11 protein-coding genes are annotated in these 13574 nt (G+C 67.7%); 9 read left to right on the top strand and 2 right to left on the bottom strand.

The features are described from left to right. Nucleotides 1-2: 2 nt before the first annotated feature. From C507_RS0118015 to C507_RS0118045, 7 genes are all read left to right on the top strand, one after another. On the top strand, nucleotides 3-977 hold the full coding sequence (locus C507_RS0118015) for a 3-hydroxybutyryl-CoA dehydrogenase (protein ID WP_018701121.1): 975 nt from the start codon (nucleotides 3-5) through the stop codon (nucleotides 975-977). A 98-nt stretch (nucleotides 978-1075) separates the two neighbouring features. Next, nucleotides 1076-2071 (top strand): TRAP transporter substrate-binding protein DctP, encoded by a 996-nt coding sequence (gene dctP / locus C507_RS0118020; RefSeq protein WP_018701122.1) that lies wholly within the window; start codon nucleotides 1076-1078, stop codon nucleotides 2069-2071. Nucleotides 2072-2164: 93 nt separating this feature from the next. Continuing rightward, the gene (locus tag C507_RS0118025) at nucleotides 2165-2671 is read left to right on the top strand and encodes a TRAP transporter small permease (RefSeq protein WP_018701123.1); all 507 of its coding nucleotides are present in this window, start codon (nucleotides 2165-2167) and stop codon (nucleotides 2669-2671) included. 2 nt (nucleotides 2672-2673) lie between these two features. Next, nucleotides 2674-3987, top strand: a complete 1314-nt coding sequence (locus tag C507_RS0118030) for a TRAP transporter large permease (protein WP_018701124.1) — start codon at nucleotides 2674-2676, stop codon at nucleotides 3985-3987. A 19-nt stretch (nucleotides 3988-4006) separates the two neighbouring features. Beyond that, on the top strand, nucleotides 4007-4501 hold the full coding sequence (locus tag C507_RS0118035) for a MarR family winged helix-turn-helix transcriptional regulator (RefSeq protein WP_018701125.1): 495 nt from the start codon (nucleotides 4007-4009) through the stop codon (nucleotides 4499-4501). A 105-nt stretch (nucleotides 4502-4606) separates the two neighbouring features. Then, a complete protein-coding gene (locus C507_RS0118040; protein ID WP_018701126.1) occupies nucleotides 4607-6760 on the top strand; it encodes a ferredoxin family protein in 2154 nt (717 codons plus the stop codon). Nucleotide 6761: 1 nt separating this feature from the next. Beyond that, complete coding sequence (locus tag C507_RS0118045) at nucleotides 6762-8339, top strand: indolepyruvate oxidoreductase subunit beta family protein (protein ID WP_018701127.1); 1578 nt, start codon at nucleotides 6762-6764, stop codon at nucleotides 8337-8339. Between the two features lie 18 nt (nucleotides 8340-8357). Here the strand turns inward: C507_RS0118045 and C507_RS21930 are convergent, their stop codons facing one another. Continuing rightward, complete coding sequence (locus C507_RS21930; protein WP_018701128.1) at nucleotides 8358-9101, bottom strand: class I SAM-dependent methyltransferase; 744 nt, start codon at nucleotides 9099-9101, stop codon at nucleotides 8358-8360. A 202-nt stretch (nucleotides 9102-9303) separates the two neighbouring features. Here C507_RS21930 and C507_RS0118055 point away from each other — a divergent pair, with 202 nt between their 5' ends. Then, the gene (locus C507_RS0118055; protein WP_018701129.1) at nucleotides 9304-9705 is read left to right on the top strand and encodes a VOC family protein; all 402 of its coding nucleotides are present in this window, start codon (nucleotides 9304-9306) and stop codon (nucleotides 9703-9705) included. Nucleotides 9706-9893: 188 nt separating this feature from the next. After that, a complete protein-coding gene (gene mgtE, locus C507_RS22575) occupies nucleotides 9894-11291 on the top strand; it encodes a magnesium transporter (RefSeq protein ID WP_018701130.1) in 1398 nt (465 codons plus the stop codon). Nucleotides 11292-11339: 48 nt separating this feature from the next. Here the strand turns inward: mgtE and C507_RS0118065 are convergent, their stop codons facing one another. Further along, complete coding sequence (locus C507_RS0118065; RefSeq protein WP_018701131.1) at nucleotides 11340-13565, bottom strand: xanthine dehydrogenase family protein molybdopterin-binding subunit; 2226 nt, start codon at nucleotides 13563-13565, stop codon at nucleotides 11340-11342. Between the last annotated feature and the right edge of the window lie 9 nt (nucleotides 13566-13574).

Below are 13574 nucleotides of genomic sequence, written 5' to 3' on the forward strand. Positions count from 1 at the left end.
CCATGGCACCCCGCGTCTGTGCCGTCGGCGCCGGCCGGATGGGCCGGGGCATCGCCCACGTCTTCGCCTACGCCGGCTCCGAGGTGGTGCTGCTCGACGCCAAGGACCGTCCGGCGGAGGACTTCCCGCGGCTTGAGGCCGATGCGCTTGCCGAGATCCGCGCCGGTCTCGAAACCCTGGCCGGCCTCGGCCTGTTCGACGCCTCCGATATCGACCGGATCATGGGCCGCGTGTCCGTCGCTCCGCGCAGCGCCGTTGCCGAGGCGCTGGCCGGCACCGCCTTCGTCTTCGAGGGCGTGCCGGAAGTGAAGGAGGCCAAGGCAGACGCCTTCGCCCTGATCGATCCGCACCTTGGCGAGGACACCGTCGTCGCCTCGACCACCTCGACCTTCCTGGTGGACGAACTCATCGACATGGTGTCCCGGCCCGGCCGGTTCCTGAACGCCCACTGGCTGAACCCGGCCTACCTGGTGCCGCTCGTGGAACTGATGCCGTCGGAGCGCACCGACGAGGCCTCCGTTGCGGCGCTGGAGGGACTGCTGGAACGCATCGGCAAGGTGCCGGTCCGCATGAAGGCCTCGCCCGGCTACATCGTGCCACGCATCCAGACGCTCGCCATGAACGAAGCGGCGCGCATGGCCGAGGAAGGCATCGCCACGCCCGAGGCCATCGACAAGGCCCTGGTCTACGGCTTCGGCTTCCGTTTCGCCGTGCTCGGCCTTCTGGAGTTCATCGACTGGGGCGGCAACGACATCCTCTACTATGCCAGCCGCTACATGACCGACGCGATGGAGTCCGACCGCTTCAAGGCGCCGGACATCATCGATCGCAACATGAAGGAAGGCCGCAACGGCCTGCGCGACGGTACCGGCTTCTTCGACTACCGCGACCGCGACGTGGCAGCCTACCGTGAGGAACGGCTGGGCCGCTTCGTCGACCAGCTGCGGCTTCTGAACCTCGTCCGTCCGCCTGCGTGAGGAGACGCGGGCGGCCGGACGGCAACGACAACAAGAGACTTCGCCTGCCGACCATCCATGCCGGGCGCCGGGGCGCCCGCATTCCGAGGGAGAACTGCATGACCTTTCACCCGCTGATGAAGTCCGTCGCGGCGGGCGCCCTTCTCGGGCTGCTCGCCATCGCGCCGGCAAAGGCCGAGGAAGTCGTCCTCAAGGCCGTCACCGCCTTCCCGTCCTCGCTCGACTTCGCCCAGAGCTTCCTGCGCTTCGTCGACAAGGTGAACGAAGAGGGCAAGGGCGTCGTCAAGATCCAGTATATGGGCGGCCCGGAGGTCGTTCCGCCGCCGCAGCAGGCCCAGGCCGTGCGCCGTGGCGTCATCGACATGCAGTACGGTCCCGGCACCTACTATCTCGGCGACATGCCGGAAGTGGACGCCTGGGTCGGCTCCACCGTCAACGCCATGGAAGCGCGCGCCAACGGCGGCTTCGAGATCATGCAGAAGGTCTACGAGGACAAGCTCGGCGCCTACCTGCTCGCCCACATCGACACCGGCGTCGACTTCCACATCTACCTGACCGAGGAGCCGAAGCGCACCGAGGACGGCGGCATCGACCTGAGCGGCCTGAAGCTGCGCAGCCAGCCGATCTACCGGGAGTTCTTCGACGCGCTCGGCGCCACCAGCGTCTCCGTGCCGGTCCCGGAAGTGTACACGGCGCTGGAGCGCGGCGTGGTCGACGGTGTTGGCTGGCCGCTGGTCGGCATCCAGGATCTGTCCTGGGACAAGTTCCTGAAGTACCGGGTCGATCCGGCCTTCTTCCAAACCGACCTCTGCATCATCATGAACGTCGACAAGTGGGCGGGCCTTTCGGACGAGGCAAAGGCCATCCTGACCAAGGTCGCCACCGAGCACGAGCAGTCCTCCTTTGACCACTACCAGACGGTCATCGAGGAGACCGACAAGGCGGTCCAGGAAGCCGGCATGCAGGTGATCGACATCACCGGCGACGCCCGCCAGGAGTATCTGGAAATGGCCTTCGAGACGGCCTGGAGCCGGCTGAAGTCCAGCGGCAGCGACCAGTTCGACGCCCTGCGCGCGGCCTACTACGACCGATAGGTCCGGTTCGCACCGAAACGGTGGGCGGGATGCCTCCTCTCGAGGCTTCCGCCTGCCGTCCTGACTGCCGCCTCGCCAGGATCCGGTAAGCCGATGCGTCCCCTCGCCCGAGCCTACGACTTCCTCATCATCGGCTTCGCCGTCTGCGGCGCCGCGGCGCTCGCCGTCTCGACCGTCCTCATCGTCGTCGATGTGGTGCTGCGCAATCTCGGCCTGCCGCCGGTCCAGGCGGCCAGCGCGCTGGTGGAATACGCCATGCTCGCCGCCACCGCCGCAGGCTCGCCCTGGCTGGTGCGCCGCAAGGGCCATGTCGCCGTGGACAGCCTGATCGAGCAGCTTCCCCGGCCCGTCTACCGGGCCTTCGTGGTCGGCGGCATGCTCCTGTCCATTTTCGTCTGCACCTTCCTCGGCTGGCGCGCCGCCATGCTCGCCGCCGATGCGATCGCCCGCGGGGCGACCGACATCCGCTCCATCGACATCCCCGGCTGGGTGGCCTACGCGCTGCTGTCCGTCGGGCTCGTCCTGTGCGCCACGGAATTCCTGCGGCTCCTCATCCTGCGCGGCGGCGATGTCGAAGCGCAGCACGGCAACGGGGCCTGACCATGGATTGGCCCCAGGCTGCGCTCATTCTTCTCGGCGGGATTGTCGTCCTCATGGCGGCGGGCGTCCCCGTCGCCTTCGCCTTCCTCGCCATCAACATCGTCGGCGTGCTGATCTTCATGGGCGGCATGGCGGGCATCGACCAGCTGGTCGACAACGCCTCCGGCACCATCACCACCTTCACCCTGGTGCCGGTGCCGCTGTTCATGATCATGGGCGAGTTGTTTTTCCACACCGGGCTCGCGATGCGGGTCTTCGATGCGCTCGACAAGTGCCTCGGCGGCATCCGCGGCCGCCTCTCCTACCTGACTGTCGGCGGCGGCACCCTGTTCGCGACCCTCTCTGGCTCGTCCATGGCCAACACCGCCATGCTCGGCTCGCTGATGATGCCGGAGATGCTGAAGCGCGGGTACAAGAAGCACATGATCATGGGGCCGATCCTGGCCACCGGCGGCCTCGCCATGATCATCCCGCCATCCACCCTCGCCGTGCTGCTCGGCTCGCTCGCCCGCATCGATGTCGGCGCGCTGCTGATCGCCGGCATCGTGCCCGGCCTGATCCTCGCCGTCCTCTACGTGGTGCTGATCCGGCTCCAGATCGCCCGCGACCCCGACGCCGCCCCCGGCTACGCCGCCGAGCGCGCACCGCTCAGCGAGATCGCGAAGGCCTTTGCCCTCAACGTCCTGCCCATGGGGCTGATCGTCTTCTCGGTGATCGGGCTGATCCTGCTCGGCTGGGCGACGCCGACAGAAAGCGCCGCCTTCGGCGTACTCTCGGTGGTGATCCTGGCGCTCTGCTACCGGGCGCTCACGTGGACGGCCATCGTCAAGGCACTGACGGAATCGCTGGCCGTCACCGCGATGATGTTCCTCATCATCCTCGGATCCTCCACCTTCTCCCAGGTGCTCGCCTTTTCCGGCGCCACCACCGGCCTGCTCGGCTGGGCCACCAGCTTCGACGCCAGCCAGGCCGTGATCCTGCTGGCCATGCTTTTGACCCTCGTCGTCCTCGGCATGTTCATGGACCAGCTCTCCATGATGATGCTGACGCTGCCGATCTTCATGCCGCTGGTGCAGTCGATGGGTCTCGACCCGATCTGGTTCGGCGTGGTCATGCTGCTGGCACTGGAGCTCAGCCTGGCGACGCCGCCCTTCGGCATGCTCCTGTTCCTGATGGTCGGCGTCGGCCCGCCCGGCACCACGCTGGGCGAGGTGGCGCGTGCCGCGGCGCCCTATATCGGCTGCACCCTGTTGTTGATCTTTCTCCTCGCCCTGTTCCCGGGGATTGCGCTGTTCCTCCCCGATCTGATGAACTGAGGAAGCGGGAGCGGATCGGATGAGCGACGGGTCGGCGGAGAAGACGAAAGACGAGACCGGCGCTCCGCCGACCTTCTCCGAGATCGGGCTGGAGGGCTTCGCCCCCTACCTGTTCAACCGGATCTCGGAGCGCTGGAACACCACCATTCGCGAAGCCCTCAAGGGTTCCGAGCTCACCACCGTGCGGATGCGCGCGCTGGCCACGCTGTCGGCCCGTCCCGGCCTGACCATCAACGAGCTGTCGGTGCTGGCTGTCTGCGAACAGTCCACCATGAGCCGCAATCTCGACGCCCTCGAAGAGGCCGGCTACGTCCGCCGGGTGCCCAAGTCGGACGATCTTCGCGCCCGCGAACTCTACATCACGCCGGAAGGCCAGCGGGCACTGGACGCGTTCTGGCCGGCCATGCATGCCCATCACGAGGCCCTGCTGTCCGGCCTGGAAGAGCGCGAGCGCGAACAACTCCTGGCGCTCCTCAACAAGGTGCTGCGCACCATCCGCCAGAACCCGTACTGACGCCCCGCTCTTCGACCTCGACCGGTCCACATGTTAATTTGACACATTCCAGATGCCGCGCAATTATATGCATTTGCAGATAAATAGAACGCACGGAGTGCGCCAATGGCGGAACGGTCCTTTGCCAGGGAAGTGGAAAAGCTGAGGCTGGGCGCCGGGGAGGATTTCTCCGGCGAAGGCATCCTCGCCGTTACCAAGGCCCTGCTGCAGTCCGGCGTCGGCTACGTTGCCGGCTATCAGGGCGCACCGATCTCGCACCTGATGGACGTGCTGGCCGACGCGCAGGACATCCTCGGCGAACTCGGCGTGCGATTCGAAGCGAGCGCCAGCGAGGCCACCGCCGCCGCGACCCTCGCTGCCTCGGTCCACTACCCGATCCGCGGCGCCGTCACCTTCAAGTCCACCGTCGGTACCAACGTCGCCTCCGACGCGCTCGCCAACCTCTCCTCCGGCGGGGTCCTGGGCGGCGCGCTGGTCATCGTCGGCGAGGACTACGGCGAAGGCTCCTCCATCATGCAGGAGCGCATCCACGCCTTCGCGATGAAGTCGCAGATCTGGCTCCTGGACCCGCGCCCCAACCTGACCAGCCTCGTCGACATCGTGGAAAAGGGCTTCGAGCTGTCGGAGGCCAGCAACACCCCCGTGATGCTGGAGATGCGCATTCGCGCCTGCCACGTGCACGGCCACTTCACCGCCAGGGACAATGTCCGTCCGACGATGACCACGGCGGAGGCGCTGGCGAGCCCGCGTCGCGACACCAACCGCATCGTGCTGCCGCCGGCGAACTTCGCCCACGAGCGCGAGAAGATCGAGGCGCGCTGGCCCGCGGCCATCGACTACATCCGCCGCGAGCGCCTCAACGAGCACTTCGGCCCGGCCGACGGTAAGATCGGCATTGTCCTGCAGGGAGGCATGTACAACGGTGTCATCCGTGCCCTGCAGCGCCTCGGCCTAGCCGACGCCTTCGGCGAGAGCCAGGTGCCGCTCTACGTGCTCAACGTCACCTACCCGCTGGTGGACGAGGAATTCCTCGAGTTCGCGGCCGGCAAGAAGGCCGTGCTGGTCTGCGAAGAGGGCCAGCCCAACCACATCGAGCAGGCCCTCGGCCTGATGCTGCACAAGGCCGGTTCCGACACCGTTCTCGCCGGCAAGGACCCCTTCCCGGTCGCCGGCGAATATACCGGCACCGTGATGCTGTCGGCCATCCGCAGCTTCATCTCCGGCCACGCCCCGGCGCTTCTCACCGACCGCTATCGCTCGCCCAACGACCCGTCCGGCGCCGGCTTCGAGAAGATCCTTGCCGACAACGTGCCGGTACGCCCCGCCGGCTTCTGCGTCGGCTGCCCCGAGCGGCCGATCTTCGCCTCCATGAAGCTGGTGGAGAAGGAGCTCGGCACCCACCACGTGGCCGCCGACATCGGCTGCCACCTGTTTTCCTCGCTGCCGCCCTTCAACATCGGCGCGACCACCATGGGCTACGGGCTTGGCCCTGCCTCCGCGTCCGCCTTCAACGTCAAGTCGGACAAGCGCTCCATCTCGGTGATGGGCGACGGCGGCTTCTGGCACAACGGCCTGACCAGCAGCATCGGCAACGCCGTCTTCAACGAGAACGACGACGTCATCCTGATCGTCGACAACTACTATTCTGCTGCCACGGGCGGCCAGGACATCCCCTCCAGCCGCGCCGACAACCGCAGCCGCTCCACCAACCACCCGATCGAGCAGGCCGTGCGCGGCGTCGGCGTCGACTGGGTGCGCACCGTCGACCGCACCTATGACGTCACGAAAATGCGTGACACGCTCAAGGAGGCGCTGACCTCTCCGGAGCCCGGCCCGAAAGTGATCGTGGCGTCGTCGGAATGCATGCTCAACCGGCAGCGCCGCGAGCGGCCTCTGGTGCAGAAGGCCATCGCCTCGGGCGAGCGCCAGGTGAAGCAGAAGTTCGGCGTCGACGAGGACGTCTGCACCGGCGATCATGCCTGCATCCGCCTGTCCGGCTGCCCCTCCCTTTCCGTCAAGCGCCTCGACGATCCGCTGCGCGACGACCCCGTCGCCGCCATCGACCAGTCGTGCGTCGGCTGCGGCAACTGCGGCGAGGTCGCCGAGGCCGCCGTGCTGTGCCCGTCCTTCTGGCGCGGCGACATCGTCCACAACCCGACGGCCATGGAACGGCGCATGGCACGCCTGCGCACCAGGGTGATCGGCTGGCTCCAGTCCCGCCGCGCCTCCCGCCGCCTCGCCTTCGCAAAGGCCGCCTGACATGAACGCCATCGACCCTTCCGTCTCCCGCGCCGACGCCGGCGACCTGCGCGTCATCAAGCTCGCCATCCTCGCCATCGGCGGTCAGGGCGGCGGCGTCGTCACCGACTGGATCGTGGCCACCGCCGAGCGCAATGGCTGGGTGGCCCAGTCCACCAGCGTACCCGGCGTCGCCCAGCGCACCGGCGCGACCATCTACTACGTGGAGATGGCGGAGAGCGACGGCCGTCAGCCGGTCCTCGCCCTCTCCCCGTCCCAGGGCGACATCGACATCGTCGTCGCGGCGGAGCTGATGGAAGCCGGTCGCGCCGTGCAGCGCGGCTTCGTCACCCCGGATCGCACCACCCTCATCACCTCGTCGCACCGCAGCTTCGGCGTCCTGGAAAAGACCGCGCCGGGCGATGGCATCGGCGACGCGGAGGCCGTCACCGGCGTTCTGGAGATCGCCGCGCAGCGCCTGCTGATCGCCGACATGGAAAAGATGGCCCAGGAGGCCGGCTCCATCATTTCCTCCAGCCTGTTCGGCGCGCTTGCGGGGTCCGGCACGCTGCCGTTCGATCGCGAAAGCTTCGAGGAAACCATCCGCGAGAGCGGCAAGGGCGTGACGGCCAGCCTGAGGGCCTTTGCCTCGGGCTACGAGGCGGCAAAGGGCGCGACGCCCGCCCCTGCCACGCTGCACGCCCCCGCCGCGACGCCGCTCTTCGATGCCGGCCCGGCGGGGCCCGCCGACCTCGTGGACGCCTACGGCCGGCTGCTCGCCCGCATCGAGGGCGAGTTCGCCCCCCCGGTGCGGTCCATGCTCCGCTCCGGGCTCCAGAAGGTCGTGGACTATCAGGACCTCGCCTACGGCAGCGAGTATCTGGATCGGGTTGCCGATCTCGCCCGTCTCGACGATCCCGCCGGCGAGCACGCACTCAGCATCGCGGCGGCCAAATATGTCGCCAATGCAATGGCCTATGACGACGTGATCCGGGTCGCCGACCTCAAGACCCGGCAGGCCCGCTTCGAGCGCGTCCGCAACGAGACGCGGGCGACTGACGACCAGGTGCTCACCATCACAGAGTACATGCATCCGCGTGGCGAGGAGGTGTGCGGCATGCTTCCGGCCCGCCTCGGTGCGGCCATCGAGGCCCGTCCGAAGCTGCTCGCCTGGCTCGACCGGCGGGTGAACAAGGGCCGGCGCGTGCGCACCGACACGATCCGTTGGTTCCTGACCCTCTATGCGCTCGGCGGCATGCGGCGCTATCGCCGCGCTCTCCTGCGCCACCGTCACGAAACGGCGCACATAGAGGCCTGGATCGAGCAGGTGCGCGCAGTCTCGCCGCGCAATCACGCCCTCGCCGTGGAAATCCTGAAGTGCCGGCGGCTCATCAAGGGCTATTCCGACACCCACGCCCGCGGCGTCTCCAAGTACGACCAGGTTCTGTCGGCCGTGCCGATGCTGGTCGACCGCGAGGACGGCGCCGACTGGTTGCGCCGCCTGCGCGAGGTGGCGCTCAAGGACGAAGACGGGGTGGGCCTGGACGGTTCGCTCAGGATGGTCGCCGAGCTGGACGGCACGACGCAGACCGCCGGCTAGACTGGTTCCGGGCCGGCCTCAGGCGTGGCCGGCCTGGTCGGATACGACGAGCCGCAGCTCCGGCTTCGGCCGGGCATCTCGTTTCGCTTGAATGCCGGCGACCGCGCGTCTGGCGCGGGCACGGGCATGGCCGACCACGCACAGCGCGGCGTTGGGCTTCAGCTCCAGCCGGTGGCAGGCGACATCGGCGAAGCCTGCCTCCCGCATTTCCGCGGCGAGCTCCTCCGCCCCGGCGAGCAGTTCCGCCTCGCTGACCTTGCGCATGCGGGGCTGATAGACCACCGCCAGCCGGCCGCCTTCCGCAAGGAGTTCACCGATCATGTCGAAGGCCTGCATCCGGTCCGGGAGGAAGTGGACGACGTTGACCATGAAGGCGGCGTCGATCGGCCCGTCTTCCGGGTGCAGCGTTTCCAGGCCGCCCAGGCGAAACACGACGCGCCCCGCTGCGGCCGCCGGTCGGTTGCGCCAGTCGGCCTGGCGGATCATCTCGATGGAATGGTCGAGGGCCAGCACCTCGTGCGCACCGGCCTCCACCGCATAGCGCACACCGACGCCCGGCCCGCAGCCGAGCTCCAGCACCCGGTCACCGCGCTGGATGGACAGATGCTCCACGGCCCACCGGTTGCGCCGCCGATTCGACGCACGCATTCCCATCAGCACGCCGAAGAGTTTGCCCACCTTGCCCGTCGGCCGGCGAAACTGGGCGATGATGGCGCGGCACGCCCGTTCGGCCAGGTCGTCAAGGCCGAGCGTGCGCGGCACGAGCCGCAATCCTCCCGCAACGCGACACTGCATATCGTCACCTTCCCCGGACGAAATCGCACTTTCGATACCGCCCGGCCCCCGGCAGCCCCTCGCTGCCGTTCCAGACCCTCTTCAGATCAGTTTGGGTGCAACGCGAAAGATTGCCAGCCCAAAAAAGAACCGCCACCCTCGAACCTGTACCGGAAAGCGAGGTCAAACCATGGCAAGCACGACAATTCCGACCATGCGCTATGCCGACGCGGTGGCGATGATCGACTGGCTTTGCTCGGTGATCGGCTTCGAGCGTCATCTCGTCGTGGAGGATGGCGACGGCGGCATCGCCCATGCCCAGCTGGTGCTCGGCGATGGGATGATCATGCTCGGCAGCGCCCGCGACGACCCGTTCGACGCATTCCAGACCACACCGGCCGCCCTCGGCCGGGTGACGCAGAGTGCCTACCTGGTGGTGACGGACGTCGATGGCATCGCAGCCCGCGCGCAGGCCGGTGGCGCCCGGATTGCCATGCCGCTGCACGATCCCGACCACGGCGGCCGCGCCTGCTCCTTCTTCGATCCCGAAGGGCATCTGTGGAACATCGGCACATACGACCCCTGGACCTGAGGGCAGCAGGCTGTGGGCCGGGCGGCGCGCTGCGGCACGCGGTGGCGGACTGACACACGGCTGTCAGACAAGGCTGCTTGAGCAGTAGGCGCCGGTTTCTCTTCCGGTCCCCTCCTGATGCACGCCTGTGCGCCGACGATCCGGTTTGCTGATCTCGGCCGGCGCAGGACTTGTCAAAGGCCTGCCCCGTGAAGACAGTCGATCCCTACGCCCTTGTCGGTGACGTGCGCAGTGCTGTCGCGACCGACGACCGCGCCGCGCTGGCTCGGATCACCCGCACCTACAAGGTCGGGGACTATGTCGAGACGATCGAGAGCCTGACCCGCCAGGAGGCCGCCGCCTTCTTCCAGGCGGTCGAACCGGAAGCCCGGTCCGACGTCTTCGGCGCCATCTCCTACGTCTATCAGAACTACATCCTGCGCTCGCTCCCCGTGGAGCAGTCCATCGAGCTCCTGAAGGACGTGCCCGAGCAGGACCTCGCCAAGCTGCTGCACAAGATGCCCCGCACCCGCGCGCTGCAGATCGAGGAACAGCTGCGTCGTGTCGCGCCGGAGGTCAGCCGGCATCTCGAACAGTATGAGCCCGAGCAGATCGGCCACTGGATGAGCGTGGACTATTTCACCGCCGGCGCCGAGGAAAGCGTTCGCGCAATCTATCACCGGCTGAGGAGCCGCGAGGCCTACGGACAGCCGGTGGTCAGCGTCTACATCGTCGACGAGACCCACCGCCTCATCGACCGGTTGGATCTCGACGAGTTGGTCCGCATCGACCTCGATGCACCGCTATCGGAAGCGGTGGACCGCCAGGTCACGCGCCTGAAGGTGGACGATTCGGTTGAAGCCGCCGTCCACCGCTTCCAGGTCCGCGATGCCATCGAAATGCCGGTGGTGGATGCCGGCGACCGGCTTGTCGGCGTCATCCGGGCCGACGATATCGTTCACCTCAGCCAGGACGCCTTTTCCGACACGCTTCAGAAAATGGGCGGCGTTGCCAGTTTCGACACGCCCTACATGATGTCGTCGATCTGGGAACAGGTCCGCAAACGCGGCGGCTGGCTCGCCATTCTCTTCGTCGGCGAGATGCTGACGGCGACGGCCCTCACCTACTACGAGGCCGAGCTTGACCAGGCCGTGGTGCTCGCCCTGTTCCTGCCGCTCATCCTGTCCAGCGGCGGCAACTCCGGCTCCCAGTCGTCGACCCTGATCATCCGCGCGCTGGCCTTGAAGGAATGCACCCTCGGCGACTGGTTCCGTATCTTCCGCCGCGAGCTCGTCACCGGCCTGATCCTGGGCGCCATGCTGTGCGCCGTCGCCACCGCGCGCATCACGCTCTGGGACACGATGGGCTGGGCCGACTACACCGAGCACGGCAAGTTCTCGCCGGAACTCATCACCTTCACGGTTGCGATCGGCGTTCTCGGCATCGTCACCTGGGGCAACCTGGTCGGGTCGCTCCTGCCGCTCGGCATCCGGGCGGTGCGCCTCGACCCGGCGGTCATCTCGGCGCCGCTGCTGGCAACCTTCGTCGATGTGACCGGCCTGATCATCTATTTCACGGCCGCCCACTACATCCTGTCGCTGCACTGACGCGAAAGGCGGCGGGGACCGGCCCCGTCGCCCCTCGCGGTCGCGCCATCAGCGCGTCCAGCCAGCGAGGATCTTGTCGACAGTGATCGGCAGCTCGCGCACCCGCACGCCGGTGGCGTTGTAGATGGCGTTGCCGATCGCCGCGCCCGTGCCGGCCACGCCGATCTCGCCGACACCCTTCACGCCGAGCGGGTTCACCGCCTCGTCGTGCTCCTCCACGAAGAGAACGTCGATATCGGCGACATCCGCGTGGGCGGGGATATGGTAATCGGCCAAATGGTGCGTCATGAACCGGCCGAGCGCATGGTCGATCACCGCTTCCTCGTGCAGCGCCTGTCCCATGCCGAACACCACGCCACCCATGATCTGGCTGCGCGCCGTCTGCGGGTTGATGATGCGTCCAGCCGCCACCGCGCTGACGATGCGCGTCACCCGTGGCATCCCGATCTCGGCATCCACGCGCACCTCGGCAAACACGGCCGAGTGGGAGTAGCTGGAATAGGGGCTGTCGGACGGGCTGTTGTCGATCTCGACGGAGAGCGGCGCATTGCCGTTGGCGGCGGCCAGTGCCTCCAGACTGACGGCCTCGCTCTCGTCGGCGGCGCGGCGGATGGACCCTGAGGAAAACACCACCTGCTCCAGGCCGACGTTGGCGAGCGGCGAGCCGTCGATCCGCCGGGCTGCGGTCAGTAATGCCTCCTTCAGCTCCTGGCAGGCCTTGAGGATGGCCGAACCGGCCGAGGCCGCCGTGGCCGAACCGCCCTCGACGAACGCCTTCGGCAGGCTGGAATCGCCAATGGCGACTTTCACACGATCCATCGGCAGCCCGAGCGCGTCTGCCGCGATCTGCGCCAGGATAGTGTAGGTGCCCGTGCCGATGTCGGCGGTCGCCGTGGCGACTTCCAGCGAACCGTCCGGCAGCAGGGTTGCCCGGGCGCTGGTGGGAAACAGCATCGCTTCCCACGAGCCCGTCGCCATGCCGAAGCCCACCAGGTCGGAGCCCTCTCGCACCGATCGGGGCTCCGGTCTGCGCCGTGACCAGCCGAAGCGCTCGGCGCCCTGCCGGTAGCACTCCTTGAGCTGCTTGCTTGAGAACGGCTTGTCCTCGTTCTGGTCGCGCTCGGCATAGTTCTTGAGGCGCAGCTCGAGCGGATCCATGCCGAGTTCGCAGGCCAGTTCGTCCATCGCCGTCTCGATGGCGTACATGCCGGTCGCCCCGCCGGGCGCCCGCATGTCCATCGGCGTCACGGTATCGATCTTGGCAAGCCGGTGGGCGAGCCGCACGTCGTCGCACTGGTAGAGCAGCCCGGACCAGTCCACGACCGTTTCGGTGAAGTCCTCGTAGCGCGAGGTGCCGGCCAGAGCATCGTGGATCACAGCCTTCAGCTTGCCGTCCGCCTCGGCACCCAGCGCCACCCGCTGCAGCGTGTCGGGCCGGTAGCCGAAGGTGAACATCTGGTCGCGGGTCAGCGTCACCCGCACCGAACGCTCCAGCACCAGCGCCGCCATCACCGAGAGGAACAGCTGGTACTGCGGCCTGAGGCCCGACCCGAAGGCGCCGCCGACGAACGGCGACAGCACCTGCACCCGGTCCTCCGGCAGACCGAACACGTTCACCACCACGTCGTAGCTGTTTCGCGCGCCCTGGGTCTTGTCGTAGACGGTGAGTCGCCCATCGGCTTCCACGACGGTGGTCGTTGCATGCGGTTCCATCGGGTTGTGATGCTCGATGGCGATCCGATAGTTGCGGTCGATGGAGACGGGCGCCGTCGCCAGCGCATTCTCCGCGGAGCCGCGCACGATATCTCCCTCGCCCTCGTCGGGATCGAAGGCATCGTGCCTTGCTGCCGTCAGATCGGTCTGGTGGGGCGTCACCTCGTAGGCCACGTGCACCAGCGAGGCGGCATAGGTCGCTGTCTCGAAATCCTCCGCGACCACCAGTGAGATGGGCTGGCCGCTGTAGAAGACGCGGGCGTCACGCAGCGGACGGAGCGGCGTTCCGTCCGGCGCCACCATGTCCTTGAAGGCTGAGGTGAACCAGGCCTCGTCCGGTCGGTTCTCGTGGGTGAAGACCCGCACCACGCCCGGCACGGCCTCGGCCGCCGCGATGTCGATCGAGCGGATCGATCCCCGCGCGATGGCCGCATTGACCACAGCGCCGTGCAGAAGTCCGGTCGTGGTGAACTCACCGGCGTAGGGAGCCGTGCCGGTCACCTTCTTGCGGCCGTCGGTGCGCCGCTGGGCGGAGCCGACGAAGCGTTCGGATGTCGTCATGTCTGACCT

It is taken from the genome of Amorphus coralli DSM 19760, assembly GCF_000374525.1.
GTDB lineage: Bacteria > Pseudomonadota > Alphaproteobacteria > Rhizobiales > Amorphaceae > Amorphus > Amorphus coralli.